Raw genomic sequence first — 23,238 nt, 5'->3', positions numbered from 1 at the left:
CCCTCCCGCATACAATTAGGACACTACAGCAAAGTGGCCGAGTACTCCCTGGAGGTGATCCGGGCACAGGATTTTGCCCATCCACCTATGGAGCTATCGGCTGATCGTAAGCGGGAGGGATTATTATGTCACTGGACTTGGCAGAGAGCATGCTAAGCCGCAGGGGGGTCAGCATTACCGCCATTGCGGACATCGTATTTCAGCTGCAGCAGCGGTATCATCCGGGATTAACGCTGGAACAGTGCGAGGACAGCGTCCGCGCCGTTCTTGGCAAGAGAGAAGTGCAGTATACGTTGTTTACGGGAATTGCGCTCGATGAATTGGCGGAGAGAAAGCTGCTGCCGCAGCCTCTGCAATCGATCATGGAGAACGACGAGCCGCTGTACGGGGTCGATGAAACGATGGCGCTCGGGGTCACCAGCATTTATGGAATGATCGGGTTGACAAGTTTCGGATATTTGGATAAAGAAAAAATTGGCGTTATTGAAATATTGAATGAAAAAATGGATGGAATTCATGTATTTCTCGACGATTTGGTGGCAGGCATCGCAGCAGCGGCGTCCTCGCGGATCGCGCATAACAATCCCGATGCGGCAAGCTATTCCGCGAGTTCTGACGAATGACCGCGAGCCCTGTCGTTTAAGGGTCGGCGGCCGGTCAGGCCGCTTTTCAGCCCCCTGCTCTCTTTGTTGAGGTAAAAACTGAAGTATGTTATCATTATCCATTATATCGGCTCAGGATATGCCTGTGGAACGAGATTAGGGGGATCTGAAAGGCATGTGGACGGTTATCTATATTGCGCCAACTGCGAAGGTGGCGGAAATGATCCAAACCAGGCTGACGGAAGAAGGTTTTTTGGTTAAAAGCCGTCCTGTGAATTTATCCAAACAGCAGTTTGAAATATTGGTACCCTCCGGAGAGCTTGAGGAAGTACAGGAAGTGTTGAATTCGATATTGCACCCATAGGATATATGGGCTACATAGCGAAGCATGTGTACGGATCGGCGAAGTGTTATCTACGGCGGCCATTCAAATTTAGGGCTGAAGAGGTGTAGTTGTGTTCAAAGACTTATTTCAGAAAAAAAGGAAATACGCAACGATCCCATCAGAGCGACTTGGGACGGCAGGGCAGCCTCAGGAAGGCGAACGCCCGAAACGTGAAATTCCGGAAGGCCTGATGAACAAATGTGCCAAGTGCGGCACGATTCAATACAGTAAAGAGCTTGAGAAGAATCTGAAGGTGTGTCAGGAATGCGGCCATCATATGCGTCTGAACGCGTTAGAGCGGATCGGCATGACGCTGGATGAGACAGGCTTCGAGGAGTTCGACGCCGATATGATATCCGTGGACCCGCTGAAGTTTCCGGGCTATGCGGCCAAGCTGGAGCAGCAGACGATGAAATCTGGTCTTCGGGACGCGGTCGTTACCGGCCAGGGAACCATTCTGGGGCAGCCGGTCGTGGTGGCTGTAATGAGCTTTGATTTTTTCACGGGCAGCATGGGATCGGTCGTAGGGGAGAAAATTACCCGGGCGATCGAGATCGCAACGGACAAGCGTCTGCCTCTGATCATCTTCTCGACGTCCGGCGGAGCCCGGATGCAGGAGAGTATTCTGAGCTTAATGCAAATGGCCAAGACGAGTGCAGCTCTGGCGAGATTCAATGAGCAGGGCGGGCTGTATATTTCCGTTATTACGGATCCGACCACCGGCGGCGTATCCGCAAGCTTTGCAACGCTTGGCGATATTAATATTGCTGAACCGGGAGCCGTATTCGGCTTTGCCGGCCGTATCGTTATCGAACAGACCATTCGCCAGAAGCTGCCGGATGATTTCCAGACGGCGGAGTTCAATTTGGCGCATGGTCAGCTTGACATGGTTATTCATCGGAAAGACATGCGTTCCATGCTGGGCAAGCTGCTGGAGATGCATGCTGTGAAAGGGGGATTCTAATGTCAGGCGTACTGCCTTTTGAAACGCCTCTTGCAGAAATGCGCAAGAAGATTGAAGAATTGAAACAGTTCGGTCAAGAAAAAGGGATTGATTTCACGGATGAAATCGCCCGTCTTGAAGAACGATATAGCCGATTGGAGGAAGAAATTTATTCCTCGATATCCCCGTCACAAAAAATGCATCTGGCCCGCCATCAGCAGCGGCCGACATCGCTTGATTTGATCCAGCTGATCTTTACGGATTTCATCGAGCTGCACGGCGATCGGCTGTACGGAGACGATCTGGCGGTCGTGGGGGGACTTGCGAAGCTGAACGGCGTGCCGGTAACGGTGCTGGGCCAGCAGCGGGGCAAGGATACGAAGGACAATATCGCCCGATTCTTCGGAAGTCCGCATCCGGAGGGCTTCCGCAAAGCGCTGCGGCTCATGCAGCAGGCGAACAAGTTCAATCGTCCGATTATCACTTTCATTGATACGAAAGGCGCATATCCGGGTAATACAGCTGAAGAGAGAGGCCAGTCCGAGGCGATTGCCCGCAACCTGCGGGAAATGTCGACATTCGGCGTGCCAATTGTTTGTGTGGTCATCGGCGAAGGTGGAAGCGGCGGTGCTCTTGCGATGGCCGTAGGCAACCGTGTCCTCATGCTCGAGCATGCGATCTACTCGGTAATCTCGCCGAACGGCGCCGCTTCCATTCTGTGGAAGGACGCTTCCAAGGCGGACCAGGCGGCCGAGGCGATGAAGATCACGGCACAGGACCTGCTGGAGATGGAAGTGATTGAAGAGATCATTCCGGAGCCGAAGGGCGGTGCCCATCGCAATTACGAGGAGACGGCCAGCGCGATCCAAAGCGCCCTGATCCGGCATTTGACCGAGCTGTCTGCGATGGATGCTTGCGAATTGAAGGAAGACCGGTACCGGAAGTTCCGTAAAATCGGCGAATTCGATTTCGCAAAAAACGAGCAGCAGGATGCCATCATGTAAATGTTTGCAAGTTTGACGATATGACAAAGTTCCTATACAAATGAAACTTTTTGTAGTAAATTTAGTTGTTGGAAAAAGAGATATAGAGAACCTTGAAAAACGGAGGAAACCCAAATGCGCAAAACTAAAATTGTATGTACCATCGGTCCTTCCAGTGAATCGTTGGAAAACACCAAGAAGCTCATTATGGCCGGCATGAACGTGGCTCGCCTGAACTTCTCCCACGGTGACTTCGAGGAGCACGGCAACCGGATCAAAAATATCCGCCAGGCTTGCGAAGAACTGAACAAAACGGTAGCGATCCTGCTTGATACCAAAGGACCGGAAATCCGTACCGGTAAGCTTGAAGTGGAACCGATTGAGCTTGTACAGGATGAGTACATCACCCTTACGACCGAGGAAATCCTCGGCGACAAGAATCGGATTTCCATTACGTACAAAGAGCTGCCGAATGACGTTCAGGTTGGATCCACGATCCTCATCGACGACGGTCTGATCGGTCTGACCGTTGTAGAAATTCAGGGCACGGAAATCCGCTGCCGCGTCGTCAACGGCGGCACCATTAAGAGCAAAAAAGGTGTGAACGTACCTGGAGTCGCGATCTCTCTTCCAGGCATTACGGAAAAGGACGCGAGCGACATCGTATTCGGGATCGAACAGGGCATCGATTTTATTGCGGCTTCCTTCGTTCGCAAAGCAAGCGACGTGCTTGAAATTCGCGAGCTGCTCAAGAAGCACAACGCCGAGCACATTCAGATCATCTCGAAGATCGAGAACCAGCAAGGCGTTGACAATCTGGATGAGATTCTGGAAGTATCCGACGGCTTGATGGTTGCCCGCGGCGACCTCGGTGTCGAAATTCCGGCTGAAGAAGTACCGCTTGTTCAGAAGCGCATGATCGAGAAATGTAATCTTGCAGGCAAGCCGGTCATTACCGCTACGCAAATGCTGGATTCCATGCAGCGCAACCCTCGTCCTACCCGTGCGGAAGCTAGTGACGTGGCGAATGCGATCTTCGACGGCACGGATGCCATCATGCTGTCCGGTGAAACGGCTGCCGGTAAATATCCGGTCGAATCCGTTCTGACCATGTCCCGCATTGCCGAGAAAGCGGAATCCGCGCTGAACTACCGCGAAATGTTCCTGAAGCAGCGCATCGCGCAAGAAACCAGCGTAACGGAAGCGATCAGCCAATCGGTTGCCATCTCCGCGCTGGATCTGAACGCCAAGGCGATCATTTCGTCCACGGAATCCGGCCAAACGGCGCGCATGGTATCCAAATACCGTCCGCAGGCGCCGATCATTGCCGTAACGACACAGGACAGAACGCTGAGACGCCTCGCTCTGACTTGGGGCGTAACGCCGGTTAAAGGCGAGCTGGCTACGTCGACAGACGAAATGTTTGATTACGCTTTGCAGGGCGGTGTGAAATCCGGCCTGGTGAAGGAAGGCGATCTGGTTGTGATTACGGCAGGGGTACCGCTTGGCCGTTCCGGCTCGACCAACCTGCTCAAAGTAGATTCAATTCCTGCGCAGAAATAGTTCTGTACAGAAATATTCATATTCAGGATCCCTTAGGGAGTCTAACGATAGCCGCGTTAGAAGCAATGGACGATTTTCGAGCCATTGCTTCTTTTGCATAGAGAGGGGGTGTGCATATTGACGAAAGGCTCCATATCCAAGCTCAGCCGCTGGTTTCACACATCCTTCCGGGTGCGCTATCAGGAAACCGACCAAATGGGCGTCGTCTATCACGCGAATTACTTGAACTGGTTTGAGATCGGCCGCACCGAAATGATCCGGGAGCTGGGATTTTCCTACCGGGAGATGGAGGAGGCAGGCGCCTTGCTGCCGGTTGTCGATCTGGACGTAAAATATCATCAGCCTGCCCGCTATGATGATCAGGTAACCGTATTTACCCGGATGATTGATTTCTCGCCTCTTCGAATACATTATGAGTATGAGGTTCGAAGAATGTCCGGCGAGGTGCCGTCCGATCCGGATGACGCCACGATGATGGCGCTGCCCGGCGAGCTGTTGACTTCGGGCACAACCCGCCACGTATGGTTAAATCGCGAATGGAAGCCGTCCAGACTGGATAAAAACGTGCCAAAGCTGTATGATGCATTGAAGGACACCCTTTTGGGGAGGAAGGAGTAGCATCATGATGAAATGGGTACTGGCGGCGGTCATTTTCGTACCGGCGATCGAAATATTCGGCTTCTCATTCGTAGCGGAGCGGGTCGGCGGCATGAACACCCTGCTGCTGACGCTGCTGACCTCGGCCATTGGCGTCGCCATGATGAGGTTTGAGGGACGGAAGGCGATGGAGGACGCAAGGCAGAGGATGAATGCGGGGATGGTTCCCGGTTCCACCATGGCCGATGGCCTGTGCATTTTCCTCGGCGGTCTGCTGCTGATCCTCCCGGGATTTGTGACGGATATCATCGGCTTTACCCTCGTATTTCCTTTAACCCGTCCGCTTTACAGGCTTTTGCTCCTTGCGTGGATGAAGAAAAATATGAAGAACGGCAAAATCACGATTTTTCGCAGATAAATGAACAGGGGTCGATCCCTTCCGTAGATGCTGTTGCTCTACAGGGGGAACGGCCCCTGTTGTTCTTATATCCTTTATGGCGGTTGCTGCGAATAATTTGAATAGGCCTGATACCGCGCCGCTCGCTAATGGTATGGCGGTTCAGCGACGCTGCCACCGTACCTCCGTGGACACCGCCATCGCGACTGACATCGCCACCACTATCGCTATCGCAACCGCTACCGAATAAGGATCGATTCCTGCATCATCGGCTCAATCATGGCCTTTTTTTCGCTATGCTGCGGTATGATTTGGCTTGCTGGCTCACGAGTGGCTTCATCGGAAACGTCCGCCGATAATATAATTTCGCAAGTCTCTAAAGACATGGGCTCTATGGAATGCATCCAAGATGACAAGGGCAATCGGGCCGATAATCAGCCCAAGAATGCCGAACAGCTTGAGCCCGATAAACATCCCGAGCAGCGCCGCGAGCGGGTCCAAGCCGACACTGCTGGCAAGCACCTTCGGCTCCAGAATCTGGCGCACCACGAGGATGACGCTGTACAGGACCGTAAGTCCAATGCCGAGCGTAAGATCGTCGGACATAAAGGCATACAGGGACCAGGGAATCAGGACGATGCCGACACCGAGGTATGGCAGCAGATCGATGAAGCCGATCAGCAGCCCGATGGTGAATGCGGACTTAACGCCGAGCGCATACAGCGTGATGATCACGATGCAGGCGGTGATGGAGATGAGAATGAGCTGGGCCCTCGCAAACCCGAACAGCGCTTTTTTCAGATCCGAGAAGATGTAGGCCATAGGCTTGCGGATCACGTCAGGAACGAATCGAAGGATGGCCCGGTTATGACGCTCCCAGCTGTTGCTGAGGAAGAAGGTGGACATGAGGACCACGATCAGGATCGTTCCCATATTCGGCAGCGAATAGATAATTTGCAGGATTCCGTTAAAAATGCCGGTGATCAAACCCGTCACGGCATTTCCGATCGTCTCGGTCGTTCTGCTTATATTTTGGTTAATGGTGTCATGATAATTGGGGTTATTCTGGTAGAAAAGACTAATCTCATTCACAATATTTTGAAAGCTGTCGCTGCGCGTCCAGCCGGTGATCCATTCCATCCACGAGTCGATATGCAGGTCGAACGATTGGGACAGCGTGATCAGTTCTTTCACCAGACGGGTAACTGCAGCCGTCAGGATCAGCATCGCCGCTCCGAAATAGACGATGATGGACAGCGTGACCGCAATGAAGCGCGGCAGCTTGACTTTTCGCTGGAGCACGTTAACCAGCGGGTTCATGGCGTAGGCGATGATCCAGGCCAGCAGGAAGGGATAGAGAAGGGGCAGCAATACATAAATCAGGTAGACCGTGATGAAGAGAGCGGACAGAACCCACACTCCCCGGCCGATCCGTTTGAGCAGTATTCGTTCCAAATATATGAACCTCCTTTCCAGGCTTGTCAGCAGACAAGCGGACCCGTACACATTTATAGGTATGCAAGGAGGAGAAGGTTTTAGGCTAGGAAGTTTCGAATTCAATAAACCCCGGCGGATCGCCGCTTTTTATCCCGATTCTTTTCAAAATTCGACAATGACAAAATTCACAGTTATAATGGAATTGTAAGTGATTTCAAAAAAAAGTTTATGGTGTCGATAAAACATTTTGATGCGGCGAATGTCTCCGCTCTTGTTCACATATCAGACAAAATCCAGTATGATATGAGAAGGTTTTATGACAAGGACCATAGCATTTTTTTTGCGTGTTCTTTTTTATCCGACTTCATGAAAATGTTTTCATGAATGTCAAAATAGTACCGTTTATCCCGATCATAAAGGAGAGATGATGCATGACAGCTACTAAGGGTTTGGAAGGCATTGTAGCTACCACTTCTTCGATTAGTTCGATCGTCGACGGCGTTCTGACTTATCGGGGATATAATATTGACGATCTCGCAGAGCATGCAAGCTTTGAAGAAGTGGCTTATCTGCTCTGGTTCGGCAAGCTCCCGAATGCGGAGGAACTGAAGGCGCTGAAGCAGGACCTCAGCGATTATGCCGCAATTCCGGATGAGCTCATCCAGCAGATCAAGTTGTATCCGAAGGACGCCAACACGATGGCATCGCTCCGCTCGGCGGTTTCCGCGCTTGCGCTGTATGACGAAGCCGGCGACGATATGAGCCGTGAAGCGAACGAGAAGAAAGCGGTTAAACTGCAGGCGCAGCTCCCGACGATCGTCGCTGCAATCGCGCGGGTTCGTCAAGGCAAGGAACCGGTCGCGCCGAAAGCCGGCGTATCCGTGGCCGAGAACTTCCTGTATATGCTCAGAGGCGAACAGCCTGACGAAACGTCGATCAAGGCCCTGGATCAAGCGCTCGTGCTCCATGCCGATCATGAGCTTAACGCTTCAACCTTTGCGGCCCGTGTAACCGTAGCCACGCTGTCGGACATTTATTCGGGCGTTACCTCCGCGATTGGCGCTTTGAAGGGGCCTCTGCATGGCGGCGCGAATGAAGCCGTTGCCAAAATGCTGAATGAAGTCGGCTCCATCGACCGGGCGAAGGCTTACATCCAGGAGAAGCTGGACAACCGTGAGAAGATCATGGGCTTCGGTCACCGCGTTTACAAGAACGGAGACCCTCGTGCGAAGCATCTTCAGAAGATGTCGCGTGAGCTCGGAGAAATGAAGGGCGACACATCCCTGTACGACATGTCCGTCGTGATCGACGAAACGGTAACGAGCCAGAAGGGATTGAAGCCGAACGTCGATTTCTATTCCGCATCGGTTTATACCCAGCTTGGCATCGAGCAGGAGCTGTTCACGCCGATCTTTGCCATCAGCCGCGTGTCGGGATGGACAGCGCATATTCTTGAGCAGTATGAAGGCAACCGGATCATCCGTCCGCGTGCCGAGTACACCGGCCTTACCGATCAGAAATATGTGCCGGTAGAGCTTCGCTAACTTGCAGGAAATCATGTACAATAGGCATAGAGAACCGCTCAAACGCGAGTTGATCGCCTTAAGGCGGAGTTCTCTTTGCCTATTCGTCCGGTATTCGTATAACGAAGCTCCGGGCTAGAGACAAGAACCAAATTTTAAGGAGGAACTCATACTCATGAAATTGGAAAAATTCGCACTACCAACCGAAGGCGAAAAAATCACCATCGACAACGGCAAGCTGCAGGTTCCAAACAATCCGATCATCCCTTTTATTGAAGGTGACGGAACAGGGCGCGACATCTGGAAAGCTTCCAAGCGCGTGCTTGACGCCGCTGTAGAGAAGGCATACAACGGATCCAAGAAGCTTGCCTGGTATGAAGTGTTCGCAGGTGAGAAAGCTTATAATACATACGGAGAATGGCTTCCTAACGATACGCTCGAAGCAATCCGTGAATACATCGTTGCCATCAAAGGACCTTTGACGACGCCAATCGGTGGCGGCATCCGTTCCCTGAACGTTGCTCTGCGCCAAGAGCTGGATCTGTACACTTGCTTGCGCCCGGTCCGCTACTTCAACGGCGTGCCATCCCCGGTTAAACGTCCTGAACTCGTGGACATGGTTATTTTCCGCGAGAACACGGAGGATATTTATGCCGGCATTGAGTACAAGGAAGGCTCCGAGGAAGTGAAGAAGGTGATCAAGTTCCTCCAGGAGGAAATGGGCGTTCATAAGATCCGCTTCCCGGAAACGTCCGGTATCGGCATCAAGCCTGTATCCTCCGAAGGCTCCAAGCGTCTTGTGCGCGCAGCTGTGGAATACGCGATCAAGCATGGCCGCAAATCCGTAACGCTGGTGCACAAAGGCAACATCATGAAGTTCACCGAAGGCGCCTTCAAAAACTGGGGCTACGAAGTGGCTGAAGCCGAGTTCGGCGATAAAGTGTTCACTTGGGCACAATATGACGTCATCAAGGAAAAAGACGGCGTAGATGCAGCGAACGCAGCACAGAAGGCCGCTGAGGAAGCCGGCAAAATCATCATCAAGGATGCGATTGCCGACATCGCGCTCCAGCAAGTGCTTACGCGTCCAACCGATTTCGATGTCATCGCAACGCTGAACCTGAACGGCGACTACTTGTCCGACGCGCTTGCAGCGCAAGTAGGCGGCATCGGTATCGCTCCGGGAGCGAACATCAACTACGTGACAGGTCACGCGATCTTCGAAGCTACTCACGGTACGGCTCCGAAATATGCGGACAAAGACGTTGTAAACCCTGGTTCCGTTATCCTGTCCGGCGTTATGCTGCTTGAGCATCTGGGATGGCAGGAAGCTGCGGATCTGATTTACAAAGGTATGGAAACCGCGATCAACAACAAAACCGTAACCTATGACTTTGCACGTCTGATGGAAGGCGCAACGGAAGTGAAATGCTCCGAGTTTGCGGACGAAATCATTAAAAACCTGTAAGGGGGAGAGCCATCATGGCGATTACTCGTAAAAAGATTACGGTTGTAGGTGCTGGCTTTACTGGTGCGACTACCGCACTAATGCTTGCTCAAAAAGAACTTGGTGACGTCGTTCTGCTCGATATCCCGCAGCTTGAAAACCCGACCAAGGGCAAGGCGCTCGACATGCTTGAGGCCAGTCCGGTTCAAGGCTTCGACAGCAACATCGTCGGCACATCCAGCTATGAGGATGCGGCCGGTTCCGATATCGTCATCATCACGGCCGGCGTTGCGCGCAAGCCTGGCATGAGCCGTGATGATCTCGTGAATACGAATGCGGGCATCGTCAAGTCCGTATGCGAGAACGTGAAGACCCATGCTCCGAATGCGACCGTCATCATTTTGAGTAATCCGGTGGATGCGATGACCTATGTAGCGTACAATACGCTCGGCTTCCCTAAGAACCGCGTCATCGGTCAATCCGGCGTGCTCGATACCGCTCGCTACTGCACATTCATTGCGCAGGAACTGAACGTATCCGTTGAGGACGTTCGCGGCTTCGTGCTGGGCGGTCACGGTGACGACATGGTTCCGCTCGTTCGCTACTCCAGCGTCGGCGGCATTCCGATCGACACGCTGATTCCGGCTGACCGGATCGAAGCCATCGTGCAGCGCACCCGCGTGGGCGGCGGCGAGATCGTCAACCTGCTCGGCAACGGAAGTGCTTACTACGCGCCGGCTGCATCCCTTGTGCAAATGACGGAAGCGATCCTCAAGGATAAGAAGCGGATCCTTCCTGTCATCGCGCTTCTGGAAGGCGAGTACGGCTACGATAACCTGTTCATGGGCGTTCCGGCCATTCTTGGCGGCGACGGCATTGAGAAGGTGTTCGAGCTCGAGCTCACGCCGGAGGAGAAGGCGGCGCTCGACAAGTCGGCCGAATCCGTACGCAGCGTTACATCGGTCATTTCCCTTTAAATCCGGCAAGGGTTCACAAATTTGCCTCTAAATCCAATCCCGTCCCGATATTCGGGGCGGGATTGCTTTTCATTGGATGGTCTGTCCAGTATAATAAGGACGATGATTCGTAAATGACATATATCACACTTTGAACGATGGAGGAATTTGATTATGTTGACGGTAACATTTTTCCTGCATATGGTTGGAACAGCAGCGCTAGGGTTCTATTTGATTCTGCCGTTTGTTGTCGGCGGCATTCAGAAGCTGTCTCTCGCTGCTCAAGAAGGCGCCGTGAATACGGTTCGGGTAGCGAACCGCTTTGCCCAGTATGGACTCGTGCTTCAACTTCTTACAGGCGGTTACATGATGTCACAAGGCGACTATTCCGTGCCTTGGATGATAATCGTGACCATTCTTCTTCTTGCTATGTTCGCAATTGGTGGAATTATGAGCAAGCCGCTGAAGAGCGCGCTGGCAGGCATTCGCGAGAAGAAAGAAGTGAAGGAAGAGACAAGCAAGCTTGGAACGCTGAGCGCGCTGCTGGCACTGCTTCTGCTTGTAATGATCTTCTTCATGGTGTACAGCCATATCATCTAAAATTGCTACATAGAACCAAGAAGGTGCTGTCCCCTGCGTGGATTTTTCTACAGGGACGGCTCCTTTCCGTTTATGGATAAAAAAAGGTGGAGAACAGGCTAGTTCTCCACCTTTTTGGTTTTCTTATGAAACGTTTGATCATCCCGCATTCGGGTAAATATCATATCGAAGGCTTTTCACTCGTATAAAGAGCCGAGTCGTACACATCCTATGAAAGGTTGTCTTACAGTCCGTGTCCAAAAAGTCGGATTTTCAGCACCGAGGCTTATGCTTCCGAAGTGCGTTTTTTCAAAACGCTTTAGCGAATCCTTCCGAAGTGCGTTTTTTCAAAACGCTTTAGCGAATCCTTCCGAAGTGCGTTTTATTCAAAACGCTTTAGGTTAAATGAAGCTGGGGACTGAGGAGCGGAGCTAAACGTTTTCGCAGAAAACGCCTTCGAAAGCATCAGCTGTTTTGGGTACGTGAGCACTTGAAATGTTTCCGCAGGAAACATGCTTCGGAAGCATCTACTTAGGCCCGGCTGAATTCAAGATTCGATGCCGAGTTACTCCTTGACTCACTTCGTGATCAAAAGACGACTTTTTGAACAACCTCTACAGCTAACCTGAAAGGAGACATGTGAACATGACACAAGACCAACAAAAACAGACAATGCCCCCTCAGCACCAGAATCATCGGCCGGGTTCCGAGACGGAGATGCACCCGCAGCCGGAGTTCGAAAGCAATGCGTATAAAGCGGCCGGCAAGCTGGAGGGAAAGGTGGCGCTGATTACCGGCGGAGACAGCGGAATTGGCCGGGCGGTAGCGGTTCACTATGCCAAGGAGGGCGCCGACGTATCCATCGTTTATTTAAATGAGCATCAGGATGCCGAGGAAACCAAACGGCAGGTTGAGCAGGAAGGGAGAAAGTGCATCCTGATTGCAGGCGATGTCGGAGATGATGCCTTTTGCCGCGATGCGGTGAAGGAGACGGTGGAGAAGCTGGGAAAACTGGACATTCTCGTGAACAATGCCGCTGAGCAGCATCCGCAGAAGAAGATTGAAGATATTACGAAGGAGCAGCTGGAGCGCACGTTCCGTACGAACATATTCGGCATGTTCTTTATGACCCAGGCGGCCATGACGCATCTGTCTAAGGGCAGTGCGATTATTAATACCACATCCATTACGGCTTACCGGGGAAGCCCGCAGTTGTTGGATTATGCTTCGACGAAGGGAGCGATCGTAGCCTTTACGCGGTCCCTCTCCATGAACGTCGTCGGACAAGGGATCCGGGTCAACGCGGTAGCACCGGGACCAATCTGGACGCCGCTCATCCCGTCAACCTTCCCTGCGGATCAGGTCAGCGAGTTCGGCTCGACCCAGCCGATGAAGAGACCGGGGCAGCCGGAAGAACTGGCGCCTGCATACGTCTATCTCGCCTCTTCGGACTCTTCATACGTTAGCGGGCAAGTCATTCACGTGAACGGCGGCGAAGTGATTAACGGTTAGGCTGGAGGATACCGAACCCTAATCTTTGAGCATCAGCGGATGATCAGGCGTAAAGCCGGGGCGATCATCCGCTGTTTTTTGCTGAGGTGCGCGGAACACGGTTAAACGGCGGTTACGGTGAAGCTGACGTTAACGCAATGGATACGTTCGGCGCTGGATTCTATGGCTTTAGAGGCGACGGATCCGGATGGAAGGGTGCCCGAATCGCGGATGGCGTGAATCCGGGACAGCGTCAGCCGAGTCTCTGCCGAGCGTCTGCCGGAACGTTGGAACGGATGATGGATTCGGGCTCATCGTCGCCGATCCTATCGCCGTATCATATCACCTCCTTCTCTATTAACATATGCGAGGTTTATAGATTGGTATGGTTATTCAATGCATGTAAACGGCACATTTCCAGCCATGCGTTCAAATTCAAAGTAAACCCTTTCATGGCCGGTTTGTTGTGATATGATATACCTTGGGACTAACCAGGATACCTTAGCGGCAAGCTGGTCATCGAAAGAGAGGTTGAAAATCAAGTGATGAAGCATTTTGAAGAAAGCATGTACAAACTGATTGTGGAGACGTCCACGAATCTTCCGGGAGATGTCCGCAGAGCGGTAAACCGCGGACGCGCTGCAGAGGATGCGGCTACGCGCGCGGGGCTCGCCTTGGCAACGATCGCTCAGAATATCGAAATGGCCGAGCAGGAGGTATCGCCGATCTGCCAGGATACGGGAATGCCGACCTTTATCGTACATACTCCTGTAGGCGCCAACCAAATCGAAATGAAGAAGGCCATATATCAGGCCGTCGTCCGCGCAACCAAGGATGGCAAGCTCCGTCCGAACTCGGTCGATTCCTTGACAGGAGCCAATAGCGGGGATAACCTCGGACCCGGAACGCCGGTCATTCATTTCGAGCAGTGGGAGCAGGACAAGATCGATGTCCGTCTCATTCTGAAGGGCGGCGGCTGCGAGAACAAGAATATTCAATACAGCCTGCCAACGGAGCTTGAGGGTCTCGGCAAAGCGGGCCGTGATTTGGACGGCATCCGCAAATGCATTCTTCATTCGATCTACCAGGCCCAAGGACAAGGCTGCAGCGCAGGCTTTATCGGGGTCGGCATCGGCGGGGACCGGACAACAGGCTATGAGCTGGCCAAGCAGCAGCTTTTCCGTCATCTCGACGATGTGAATCCGAACGAGGATTTGGCAAAGCTGGAGGATTATATTCTCGAAAATGCAAACAAGCTGGGCATAGGCACCATGGGCTTCGGCGGCGAAGTTACGCTGCTGGGCTGTAAAATCGGCGTCATGAACCGTCTGCCTGCGAGCTTCTTTGTCTCGGTTGCGTACAACTGCTGGGCGTTCCGCCGACAAGGTGTCATGATTGAGCCGGCGACCGGCGAAATTGCGGAGTGGCTGTACGAAGCGGGCAACGAGGTACGGATGAATGCAGCGAGTGAAGCAGCCGCTGCGTCGGCAGGCTCTGCCGCGGTGCAAGGGCAAGGACGGGAGATCGTTCTGCAGACGCCGATCAGCGAGGAGCAAATCCGCAGCCTCCGCGTCGGCGACGTCGTTGTGATTCGCGGGGAGATGCATACCGGACGGGATGCGTTACATAAGTATCTGATGGATCATGACGCACCGATCGACCTGAACGGCGCGGTCATTTACCACTGCGGGCCGGTTATGCTGAAGGACGAGGAAGGCTGGCATGTGAAGGCGGCCGGACCGACGACAAGCATCCGCGAGGAGCCTTATCAAGGGGAAATCCTCAAGAAATTCGGCATCCGGGCGGTTATCGGAAAAGGCGGAATGGGTCCGAAGACGCTTCAAGCCTTGCAGGAGCACGGCGGCGTATATTTGAACGCCATCGGCGGCGCGGCCCAGTATTATGCCGAGTGCATCAAAAAAGTGAACGGCGTGGATTTCATGGAGTTCGGCATTCCCGAAGCGATGTGGCATCTCGAGGTCGATGGATTTGCCGCAATCGTTACGATGGATTCGCACGGAAACAGCCTGCATGCGGATGTAAGCAAGGATTCCGCCGCCAAGCTGGCCATGTTTAAGGATCCGGTCTTTTCATAATTCATAATGATGAAGCAGCATCGATTGGCTTTATGCCGATCGGTGCTTTTTGCATTTAGAGATTGCTGGCGGGAGGGATCCCCTTCGTCTTACGGATTTAACGTTGCAGGATGACGGGGACAAGGTTTATGATGGGAAGCAAATACATCGAATGCAAGGCACAAGAGGAAAGGGAGAGAGCATGAAGCAGTTTCGCAACCGTCTAACCCTGATCATGCTGGTATTGATCGGTTTATCCATGCTTGGCGCCGGTCTGGCCATGGTAAAGGTATTTAAGCAATCCCATATTCAGCTGCTGGAGGACAATATGATCCGGGAGATCCGGCTTCTGCAGACGATGATGGATTTTCCGGATACCGACAGCCCGGATGCCGTCGAGTATTATACGAACCGTTCTCTTCAGCTTGAAGAGCTGTCTGATGCAAGGGTTACGTTTATAACGAAGGATGGACGGGTGATCGGAGATTCCGAGAGCAACCCCGTGACCATGGATAATCATGCTTACCGCGAGGAAGTCTTGGAAGCGGAGAAGACCGGCAAAGGGAGCACCATCCGCCGCAGCAGCACGCTGGGGCAGGACATGCTGTACGTCGCGCTGCCCGTTAAGGTCGGCGATTCCTTCGATGGCTTCGTGCGACTGTCCCTCAGCCTCAGTCAGGTCGACCAAGGCGTCCGGCAAGGCTGGACGGTGATGGGCATTGGTCTTGCGATTCTGTTCCTCGCAGCGAGTCTTCTGAGCATTCGCGTGGCGAAGGGGCTGACGTCGCCGCTCGAGAAAATCACGAGAGTCGCCAGACGCATTGCGCGTTTGGAGTATGATGCGCGGGTGAATATTAACCGTAAGGATGAGATCGGCCAGCTGGCGCAAGCGATCAACGGGATGGCCGACAGTCTTCAGACCCAAGTTCGGACGATCCGGGACAATGAAGATTTGCTCCAGAGCGTCCTGAACAACATGACAGGCGGGATCGTCATGGTGAACGGATCGGGCCATATTATGCTCATCAACCGGGCGGCCGAGAGAATGCTGGGCGTTGACGCCGAAGTGATTACCGGAAAATCGTATCGGGAGCTCAAGCAGCATTACGAGCTCACGAAGCTGATGAAGGAAGGGCTCGAGAACCGTAACAGCTTCCATGAAGAACGGAATCTGTATTACCCGGTCGAATCGATTGTCCGGCTGGACGGGGTCCCGATGGTGCAGGAGGATGGGGCCTACCGGGGCATGCTATTCCTGCTCCAGGATGTAAGCGACATCCGCAGATTGGAGAGAATGCGAAGCGAATTCGTGGCGAATGTATCGCATGAGCTCAAGACACCGCTTGCGGCCGTTAAGGGGTTTGCCGAGACGCTTCTTGGCGGCGGCGTGTCGGATGAGAAGACCGCCAGATCGTTTCTCCAAATCATCTATGATGAATCCGAGCGGCTCAACCGGCTGATCGGCGATATTCTGGAGCTGTCTTCCATCGAGTCCAAGCGCGTTCAGATGGACTATTCGCCGATCCATCTGCAGGCATTCTTCGAGACGATATCCGAGATGATGCGCACGGTGGCGGAGAAGAAGCGGATCAGCCTCGAGCTCGACGTGCCAGAAGAGCTGTTCATGGAAGGCGATGAGGACAAGCTGCGCCAAATCTTCATGAATCTGTTATCCAATGCGATCAACTATACGCAGGAGGGCGGCAGGGTCAAATTGACGGCACGGGAAAAACTGCATAACGGCCAGTCCGAGGACATCGTCCAGTTCATTGTAAAGGATTCGGGGATCGGTATACCGAAGAAGGATCTTCCGCGTATCTTCGAGCGGTTTTATCGGGTGGACAAAGCGAGATCCCGGGGATCAGGCGGTACGGGACTTGGCCTATCGATCGTTAAGCATCTGGTGGATATGCATCACGGCCGGATCGATGTGGAAAGCGAGCTGGGCGTTGGGAGCTCCTTCATCATCGAGCTTCCCGTTCTTCAGGAACACGAGGAAGCGGGAATTTAACACAGCGTTAACATTCAGTTTATATACTGAAACAAGTAATCCAATCCATACACAAGGCGGGGTTAATATTGACTCAACGTTTACTTGTTATTGAAGATGAGCCTACACTGTCTCGTTTGTTATCGTACAATTTGACGCAGGAAGGCTTTGACGTCACCGTTGAAGAGCATGGGACGGCAGGTTACGAAAGAGCGTCGCAGGAGGAGTTCGACCTGATTCTGCTCGATGTCATGCTGCCGGGCATGAACGGCTTTCAAATTTTAGAGAAGCTTAGAGGCAAAGGCATTAAGACGCCGATCATTATTCTCACGGCGAAGAATGCAGAGGAGGAAGTCGTGCAAGGCCTGAAGATGGGGGCGGACGACTATATTACGAAGCCGTTCGGCGTTTCCGAGCTGCTGGCCAGAGTTTCGGCCGTCATGCGCAGAACGTCTGGTCAAAGCGAGGAAGCGAAGGTTTCGGAGCAGCAGGCGAACGTGATCTCGCTCGGACAGCTCGAAATCTTCCCCGAGAAATATGAGGTGCGGCTCGGCGGGCAGAGCATTAATCTCCGTCCGAAGGAATTCGAGGTGCTGCTCTATTTGGCGAAGAAGCCGGGCGTCGTCTTGACGCGGGACGATCTGATGAACGTCGTCTGGGGGTTCGATTATATCGGCGGCCAACGCACCGTTGACGTCCATGTCAGCTCGCTCCGCAAAAAGCTGGAGCTCGATCCGGAATCCGTGCATATCGATTCGATTCGCGGCGTCGGGTATAAATTGGTTGTTAATACGAATAAAGCTTCCCATCATTCACTGTAAATGATGCGGAGGCTTTTTTTATGCCAGCTGTTAAAGGAAGCTAACGACACTAGCAACTCTATCGGATGCCAATCCCCGCTTGCTGCGGGGTTATTTAGTTCCAGGGGATCGTTTTTCTGAGACTTTGGTTACATATCCAGCCAAGATTGGCGCGCGATTTACACGGCGTTAACATACCGAATATATACCGATAACAATCCTTCGATATGATGCGTCTAAAGAACCATTAGGAGAGGATGGAGCCGATGACGCTGCTTCGGAAAACACCGGGACGACAGGTCACTCAAGGGGATCAGGCGGTTCAAGGGAAACGAGTGGATCAAGGGAATCAAGCAGGTCAGAATCAACGAACGGTTCAAGCGGCTGGGGCGCCGAATGCGGTTCATGGAATCGCGGAAGCTCTCGAGGATCTGACGGAGCAAACGAATCAAATGAATCGAATGAATCAAGCCAGTCAGGCGGAGGAGCGGTTACAGGATCCGGAAGCGAGGCTAGCGCCGCAGGCATCGGGCGAGCTGAAGGAGCCGTCCATGATGGAATATATTCGAACCGTGCCTGAAATCAGCGAGACCGAGACATGCCTTGATGTGCTGGAGCTGTTGATGGGCAACCCGGGCATCCCGTGCGTAATCTACTGCAATACCCCGGGGAACCCGTCCGGGCTGATTATGAGAGACGCCTTCTTTCAGCGGATGATGGGCAGGTTCGCAGTGGATTTATATTACCCGAAGCCGGCGTTCCAGTTCGCGGATTTGAGTCCAACCATAGTCGAAGCGGATGAAACCGTCTCCGAAGTGTTAAACCTGGCGCTGCACCGCCCGGATGACAAATTTTACGATTGCATCATTGTAAAACAGCAAGAAGTGCTGGCCGGCGTGCTCACCGTTCGGGACCTTATGAACTTGTCCGGTAGGCTGCAGCTGGATGCGGAGCGGAAGAGAGAGCTGATTCTGACTGGAAGCTACCGACACACGAGCAATATCGAGGCTTCGCTCGATGATGTTAAGGCAGCCGCGGACAAGACGAGAGCTGAATGTGTCCGAATGCGCGAATTTTCCGAGACCGGGGCGGACAAGCTGGAGCGGGTATCCTCGTCCTATGCGGGGCTGATCGGGGATATGACCCGGCGCGGCGATCAAGCCGAAGAGCTTGTGCGCCACGCAGGCCGCATCTCCTCCATTACGGGCACGATAACCGAGCTTGCCAATCAGAGCAGCCTGCTGGCGATGAACGCGTCAATCGAGGCGGCCCACGCCGGAGAGCATGGACGGGGCTTTCAGGTTGTAGCAGGCGAGGTCCAATCCTTGGCGAAGCAGACACGGAAGCTGGCGGGCGACATCTCCGAGCTGCTAGAGCATATCCAGCAGCTTGCTGCGGATACGGCAGCTGCTGCGGGATCGGCGCTAAAGGAGCTTCAATCCTGCGAAGGCGACGTCGAAGAGGGAACCCGTCTCTTTTATGAAATGCAGCAGGCGGTTCATGAAGTGGAATTGTCCGGGAGCCAGGTCTATGAGCTGGCGGTTAATACGGTACAACGCGTGCACCAGATTAAGGAAGAGCTGGCCGGTATGAACGCTTCGTTAGAGCCGAGGGCGGAGCAATAAGATGTGAATCTGCAAGTCTAGCATTCTATTATAAATTTTACACTGCGTTTACATTTCTGAAAAACTGCAATTACATTAGGGGATTAAGATCTATATTGTAAGACGGTTAGTAAAGACAACAACCATTTTGAAGGAGTGGATTCGTTTGTTTAGAAAAAGGGGTCGTAAACCAGCAGGCATTCTCGTTCTGGTGCTGATGCTGAGCGCCATTCTCGCAGCTTGCGGAGGCGGAAACAGTACAACGGGCAGCGCGTCGGGAGAAACGAACAGTAACGGCAGCTCTGCTCAACAAGAAGAAAGCAAAACGACGGATGCTTTGTCCGGAACGATTGAAATCGATGGATCCAGCACGGTGCATCCGTTGACAGAAGCGATCGCTGAGGAATTCGGAGCAGCAAATCCGGACGTACGCGTTCCAATCGGAACCGGCGGTACAGGCGCAGGCTTCAAGCGCTTTGCAACCGGCGAAATCGCAATTGCGAATGCATCCCGTCCAATTAAAGATACAGAAGCGGAAGAGCTCAAGAAGAACAATGTTGAATACAACGAAGTTCTGGTTGCTTATGACGGACTGTCCGTCGTTGTCAATCCGGATAATGATTTTGTAGATAAGCTTACCGTAGATGAGTTGAAGAAAATCTATGAGCCAAACAGCAAAGTAAAAACATGGGCGGACGTACGTGAAGGCTGGCCTGCCGAGGAGATCAAAATCTACTCCCCTGGTACGGACCATGGAACCTTCGACTACTTCACCGAAGCCATTAACGGCGAAGCTCAATCCAGCCGTAACGACAGCCAGATTACGTTCAGTGCCGACACGAATGCCGTTGTACAGGGTGTTGCCGGCGATAAGAACTCTATCGGATATTTCGGATTTTCCTTCTACGAAGAGAATCAGGACAAATTGAAGCTGGTTCCGATCGACAACGGTACTGCAACAGTAGCGCCAAGCATGGAAACGATTAAAGACAACAGCTATGCTCCATTGTCCCGTCCGCTTTACATCTACGTAAGCAAGAAGGAAATGGAACGTCCTGAAGTGAAGGCTTTCGTAGACTTCTACCTTGAGAATGCCGGAAGCTTGGCGGGCGAAGTTGGCTTCGTTCCTCTGCAAGATGAGCAATATGAAGAGGAAAAAGGCAAGCTGGCCCAATAATTGAACGGTTATTCCAGGTAATAGAAAGGGAAGAGGAGAATGAACAAAACATCATCCGTGGCGGGTGCACCTAAGCAAATGACGTTTCGTCGCAGCAAAACGCGCCTCTCCGATAAAATCATTCCGATTCTGCTCGGCATGTGCGCACTGCTATCGGTCGTCACCACCATCGGGATTGTATATACACTGTTACAGGAATCCATCATCTTCTTTAAGGAAGTGCCGGTGTGGTCCTTCCTGACAGGAACGACATGGAGTCCGATTCTCCCTCCAAAAGAATTCGGCGTGCTGCCCCTCCTGGGCGGCACACTGCTGATTACAGGCATTGCGATCTTATTCGCAGTGCCTATCGGCTTGGCATGCGCTATTTATTTGAATGAATACGCTCCTGCCCGGGTTCGGGGGGTAGTCAAACCGGTACTTGAGGTATTGGCCGGAGTACCGACGATTGTTTACGGTTATTTTGCATTGGAAGCCGTCACGCCATTCCTTCAAAAGATTTTTCCCGATATGGGCATATTCAATGCGCTTAGCGCAGGGATCGTCGTCGGCGTTATGGTGCTGCCGATGATCTCCTCCCTGAGCGAGGACGCCATGCGGGCTGTGCCGAAAACGTTGCGCCACGGCGCCTATGCGCTCGGGGCTACCCGCTTTGAGGTAGCGCTGAAAATCGTGCTGCCTGCAGCCTTGTCCGGGGTCGTGTCTTCGTTCGTCCTGGCTTTCTCGCGGGCGATCGGCGAGACGATGATCGTTACCGTAGCCGCGGGGGCAACGCCGCAGCTGACATTGAACCCGCTGGAGAGCATCCAGACGATGACCTCGTACATCGTTCAGGTCAGCATGGGTGACGTACCGCGCGGTACGATCGAGTACGGTACTATTTTTGCGGTAGGTTTGACGCTGTTCGTCATTACCTTCTTGCTTAATATTTTGGCGCAGTGGGTCGCTCGCCGCTTCAGGGAGGAATACTAGATGGAACGTTTGAATCTGGGAGACAGCAAGAGAATCAACCGAAGACGCATTAGTGACCAAACCCTGCATATGATTTTTCTCGCCTGCACCAGCATCGGCATTCTTGTCCTGATGGCACTCATCGGCACGATCGTGATGGACGGAATTCACCGGCTGTCGCCGGACTTATTCACGAATTATCCTTCCCGGATTGCGGACCGGGCCGGTCTGAAGTCGCCGATTGTCGGCACGATTTATTTGCTGCTCCTGATGGCTCCGCTATCCTTCATCCTGGGCGTCGGGGCAGCGATCTTTCTTGAAGAATATGCGGGACGCAGCCGCTGGGTTCGGCTCATTCAGCTGAATATCAGTACGCTTGCAGGCGTTCCTTCTATTATTTACGGCATTCTGGGCCTGGCGATTTTCGTCCGCGGCATGAATCTTGGACGCAGCTTGCTGTCCGGGGTCCTGACGATGACGCTGCTTGTCCTTCCGATCATTATCGTAGCGGCACAGGAAGCGCTCCGCGCCGTTCCGAAAAATCGGCGGGACGCCTCCTATGCGCTTGGCGCGACGAAATGGCAGACCGTATCCAAGTCGGTCCTGCCGTCGGCGATGCCCGGCATCATGACAGGGGTCATTCTGGCTTTGTCACGGGCAATCGGGGAAACCGCACCGCTCATTATGATAGGCGCCTTAACGTACGTAGCCTTTTTGCCGGAAAATCTGCTGGATTCCTTCACCGTAATGCCGATCCAGATCTTCAACTGGATATCCAGACCAAGTGAAGCATTCCACGAGCTGGCGGCATCGGGTATTATTCTGCTTCTCATCATGCTGTTCATTATGAACATTGCAGCGGTATGGATCCGGAATAAGTATTCGAAGAACATCTAAGACGCGCAAGAGACGATAAGGCAGATCGAATCGTAAAAAAGGAGACATGAATAAAATATGGAAGCCATCATACAGATTGAGAAACTGAACCTATACTACGACACGTATCATGCGCTCAAAAATGTCGATCTGGACATACCCGAAAAAACAGTCACCGCATTCATCGGACCTTCCGGCTGCGGTAAATCGACGCTGCTTCGGACCTTGAACCGCATGAATGACATGATTCCGGCAACCCGGATCGAGGGCAGCGTGCGGATCGGCGGCACCGAAATTTACGGCGAGGACGTTCATGTGGAAGCCCTGCGCAAGCAGGTCGGCATGGTGTTCCAGCAGCCGAATCCGTTCCCGAAATCGATCTATGACAATATTGCCTACGGACCGCGCCTGCACGGCATCAAGAGCAAGTCCGATCTGGACGGCATCGTTGAGCAGAGCTTGAAGCAAGCTGCGCTGTGGGAAGAGGTCAAGGACTATTTGAAGCGTTCGGCGCTGAGCCTTTCAGGCGGTCAACAGCAGCGTCTGTGCATCGCGCGTGCGCTGGCCGTTCAGCCGGATATCCTTCTCATGGATGAGGCGACCTCTGCGCTTGACCCGATCTCGACCCTGAAGATTGAAGAGCTGGTTCAGGAATTGAAGAGCACTTATACAATCGTTATGGTTACGCACAACATGCACCAGGCCGCTCGGGTATCTGGCCAGACGGTGTTTTTCTTGAACGGTGAGGTGGTGGAGTCGGCTAGCACCGACGTTCTCTTCTCCACGCCTTCGGATGCCCGCACCGAGGATTATATTTCCGGCCGTTTCGGTTAATGGTTCAATTATCATCTTCTTAAGCATA

Annotated in this window: 21 protein-coding genes; 20 read left to right on the top strand and 1 reads right to left on the bottom strand. The window is 52.9% G+C overall.

The annotated features are described in order from the left end of the window. Positions 1–125 precede the first annotated feature (125 nt). The 7 genes from J2Z18_RS06035 to J2Z18_RS06005 all read left to right on the top strand — a co-directional run bounded on the left by J2Z18_RS06035 (position 126) and on the right by J2Z18_RS06005 (position 5,491). Positions 126–623, top strand: a complete 498-nt coding sequence (locus tag J2Z18_RS06035; protein WP_007127399.1) for a phosphatidylglycerophosphatase A family protein — start codon at positions 126–128, stop codon at positions 621–623. A gap of 154 nt (positions 624–777) precedes the next feature. Next, positions 778–966 (top strand): hypothetical protein, encoded by a 189-nt coding sequence (locus tag J2Z18_RS06030; RefSeq protein WP_007127400.1) that lies wholly within the window; start codon positions 778–780, stop codon positions 964–966. A gap of 91 nt (positions 967–1,057) precedes the next feature. After that, on the top strand, positions 1,058–1,951 hold the full coding sequence (accD, locus tag J2Z18_RS06025; protein WP_007127401.1) for an acetyl-CoA carboxylase, carboxyltransferase subunit beta: 894 nt from the start codon (positions 1,058–1,060) through the stop codon (positions 1,949–1,951). Beyond that, entirely contained in the window at positions 1,951–2,934 is a 984-nt protein-coding gene (locus J2Z18_RS06020; RefSeq protein ID WP_144877836.1) for an acetyl-CoA carboxylase carboxyltransferase subunit alpha, read from the top strand. The genes accD and J2Z18_RS06020 overlap by 1 nt, the downstream gene beginning before the upstream one ends. 114 nt (positions 2,935–3,048) lie before the next feature. Beyond that, positions 3,049–4,476, top strand: a complete 1,428-nt coding sequence (gene pyk, locus J2Z18_RS06015; protein ID WP_007127403.1) for a pyruvate kinase — start codon at positions 3,049–3,051, stop codon at positions 4,474–4,476. A 117-nt stretch (positions 4,477–4,593) separates the two neighbouring features. Next, a complete protein-coding gene (locus J2Z18_RS06010; protein WP_210094374.1) occupies positions 4,594–5,094 on the top strand; it encodes an acyl-CoA thioesterase in 501 nt (166 codons plus the stop codon). A gap of 4 nt (positions 5,095–5,098) precedes the next feature. Beyond that, entirely contained in the window at positions 5,099–5,491 is a 393-nt protein-coding gene (locus J2Z18_RS06005) for an FxsA family protein (RefSeq protein ID WP_007127405.1), read from the top strand. Positions 5,492–5,806: 315 nt separating this feature from the next. Here J2Z18_RS06005 and ytvI read toward each other — a convergent pair whose 3' ends face one another. Next, positions 5,807–6,925, bottom strand: coding sequence for a sporulation integral membrane protein YtvI (gene ytvI / locus J2Z18_RS06000; protein ID WP_028403871.1), 1,119 nt, complete (start codon positions 6,923–6,925; stop codon positions 5,807–5,809). Between the two features lie 413 nt (positions 6,926–7,338). On the opposite strand from ytvI, the gene citZ reads away from it, so the two are divergent. The 13 genes from citZ to pstB all read left to right on the top strand — a co-directional run bounded on the left by citZ (position 7,339) and on the right by pstB (position 23,210). Continuing rightward, positions 7,339–8,451 carry a citrate synthase gene (gene citZ, locus J2Z18_RS05995; RefSeq protein ID WP_028403872.1) on the top strand — a complete coding sequence of 371 codons (1,113 nt, stop codon included), beginning with the start codon at positions 7,339–7,341 and terminating at the stop codon, positions 8,449–8,451. A gap of 154 nt (positions 8,452–8,605) precedes the next feature. Next, complete coding sequence (icd, locus tag J2Z18_RS05990; RefSeq protein WP_007127408.1) at positions 8,606–9,898, top strand: NADP-dependent isocitrate dehydrogenase; 1,293 nt, start codon at positions 8,606–8,608, stop codon at positions 9,896–9,898. Between the two features lie 14 nt (positions 9,899–9,912). Beyond that, on the top strand, positions 9,913–10,854 hold the full coding sequence (mdh, locus tag J2Z18_RS05985) for a malate dehydrogenase (RefSeq protein ID WP_007127409.1): 942 nt from the start codon (positions 9,913–9,915) through the stop codon (positions 10,852–10,854). 153 nt (positions 10,855–11,007) lie between these two features. Then, on the top strand, positions 11,008–11,433 hold the full coding sequence (locus J2Z18_RS05980; RefSeq protein WP_007127410.1) for a hypothetical protein: 426 nt from the start codon (positions 11,008–11,010) through the stop codon (positions 11,431–11,433). A gap of 624 nt (positions 11,434–12,057) precedes the next feature. Then, positions 12,058–12,924, top strand: coding sequence for an SDR family oxidoreductase (locus J2Z18_RS05975; RefSeq protein ID WP_007127411.1), 867 nt, complete (start codon positions 12,058–12,060; stop codon positions 12,922–12,924). Positions 12,925–13,448: 524 nt separating this feature from the next. Then, positions 13,449–14,999, top strand: a complete 1,551-nt coding sequence (locus J2Z18_RS05970; RefSeq protein WP_007127412.1) for a fumarate hydratase — start codon at positions 13,449–13,451, stop codon at positions 14,997–14,999. Positions 15,000–15,180: 181 nt separating this feature from the next. Then, the gene (gene pnpS, locus J2Z18_RS05965) at positions 15,181–16,989 is read left to right on the top strand and encodes a two-component system histidine kinase PnpS (protein WP_007127413.1); all 1,809 of its coding nucleotides are present in this window, start codon (positions 15,181–15,183) and stop codon (positions 16,987–16,989) included. A 68-nt stretch (positions 16,990–17,057) separates the two neighbouring features. Beyond that, the gene (locus tag J2Z18_RS05960; RefSeq protein WP_007127414.1) at positions 17,058–17,789 is read left to right on the top strand and encodes a response regulator transcription factor; all 732 of its coding nucleotides are present in this window, start codon (positions 17,058–17,060) and stop codon (positions 17,787–17,789) included. 245 nt (positions 17,790–18,034) lie between these two features. Continuing rightward, entirely contained in the window at positions 18,035–19,393 is a 1,359-nt protein-coding gene (locus J2Z18_RS05955; RefSeq protein ID WP_007127415.1) for a methyl-accepting chemotaxis protein, read from the top strand. A gap of 145 nt (positions 19,394–19,538) precedes the next feature. Continuing rightward, positions 19,539–20,549, top strand: a complete 1,011-nt coding sequence (locus J2Z18_RS05950) for a PstS family phosphate ABC transporter substrate-binding protein (RefSeq protein ID WP_007127416.1) — start codon at positions 19,539–19,541, stop codon at positions 20,547–20,549. Positions 20,550–20,588: 39 nt separating this feature from the next. Then, positions 20,589–21,521, top strand: coding sequence for a phosphate ABC transporter permease subunit PstC (gene pstC / locus J2Z18_RS05945; RefSeq protein ID WP_007127417.1), 933 nt, complete (start codon positions 20,589–20,591; stop codon positions 21,519–21,521). Further along, positions 21,522–22,397 carry a phosphate ABC transporter permease PstA gene (gene pstA / locus J2Z18_RS05940; RefSeq protein WP_007127418.1) on the top strand — a complete coding sequence of 292 codons (876 nt, stop codon included), beginning with the start codon at positions 21,522–21,524 and terminating at the stop codon, positions 22,395–22,397. A 57-nt stretch (positions 22,398–22,454) separates the two neighbouring features. After that, positions 22,455–23,210, top strand: a complete 756-nt coding sequence (gene pstB, locus J2Z18_RS05935) for a phosphate ABC transporter ATP-binding protein PstB (protein ID WP_007127419.1) — start codon at positions 22,455–22,457, stop codon at positions 23,208–23,210. Positions 23,211–23,238: the final 28 nt, after the last annotated feature.

It is taken from the genome of Paenibacillus lactis (genome assembly GCF_017873605.1).
GTDB lineage: Bacteria > Bacillota > Bacilli > Paenibacillales > Paenibacillaceae > Paenibacillus_AQ > Paenibacillus_AQ lactis.
The sequence above is the reverse complement of the archived record's forward strand: the minus strand, read 5'-3'. Positions and strand labels throughout refer to the sequence as shown.

Coding starts and splice junctions, on each gene's coding strand:
- J2Z18_RS06035 (WP_007127399.1), top strand. CDS start 126: ATGTCACTGGACTTGGCAGAGAGCATGCTAAGCCGCAGGGGGGTCAGC.
- J2Z18_RS06030 (WP_007127400.1), top strand. CDS start 778: ATGTGGACGGTTATCTATATTGCGCCAACTGCGAAGGTGGCGGAAATG.
- J2Z18_RS06020 (WP_144877836.1), top strand. CDS start 1,951: ATGTCAGGCGTACTGCCTTTTGAAACGCCTCTTGCAGAAATGCGCAAG.
- pyk (WP_007127403.1), top strand. CDS start 3,049: ATGCGCAAAACTAAAATTGTATGTACCATCGGTCCTTCCAGTGAATCG.
- J2Z18_RS06005 (WP_007127405.1), top strand. CDS start 5,099: ATGATGAAATGGGTACTGGCGGCGGTCATTTTCGTACCGGCGATCGAA.
- citZ (WP_028403872.1), top strand. CDS start 7,339: ATGACAGCTACTAAGGGTTTGGAAGGCATTGTAGCTACCACTTCTTCG.
- icd (WP_007127408.1), top strand. CDS start 8,606: ATGAAATTGGAAAAATTCGCACTACCAACCGAAGGCGAAAAAATCACC.
- mdh (WP_007127409.1), top strand. CDS start 9,913: ATGGCGATTACTCGTAAAAAGATTACGGTTGTAGGTGCTGGCTTTACT.
- J2Z18_RS05980 (WP_007127410.1), top strand. CDS start 11,008: ATGTTGACGGTAACATTTTTCCTGCATATGGTTGGAACAGCAGCGCTA.
- J2Z18_RS05975 (WP_007127411.1), top strand. CDS start 12,058: ATGACACAAGACCAACAAAAACAGACAATGCCCCCTCAGCACCAGAAT.
- J2Z18_RS05970 (WP_007127412.1), top strand. CDS start 13,449: ATGAAGCATTTTGAAGAAAGCATGTACAAACTGATTGTGGAGACGTCC.
- pnpS (WP_007127413.1), top strand. CDS start 15,181: ATGAAGCAGTTTCGCAACCGTCTAACCCTGATCATGCTGGTATTGATC.
- J2Z18_RS05955 (WP_007127415.1), top strand. CDS start 18,035: ATGACGCTGCTTCGGAAAACACCGGGACGACAGGTCACTCAAGGGGAT.
- pstC (WP_007127417.1), top strand. CDS start 20,589: ATGAACAAAACATCATCCGTGGCGGGTGCACCTAAGCAAATGACGTTT.
- pstA (WP_007127418.1), top strand. CDS start 21,522: ATGGAACGTTTGAATCTGGGAGACAGCAAGAGAATCAACCGAAGACGC.
- pstB (WP_007127419.1), top strand. CDS start 22,455: ATGGAAGCCATCATACAGATTGAGAAACTGAACCTATACTACGACACG.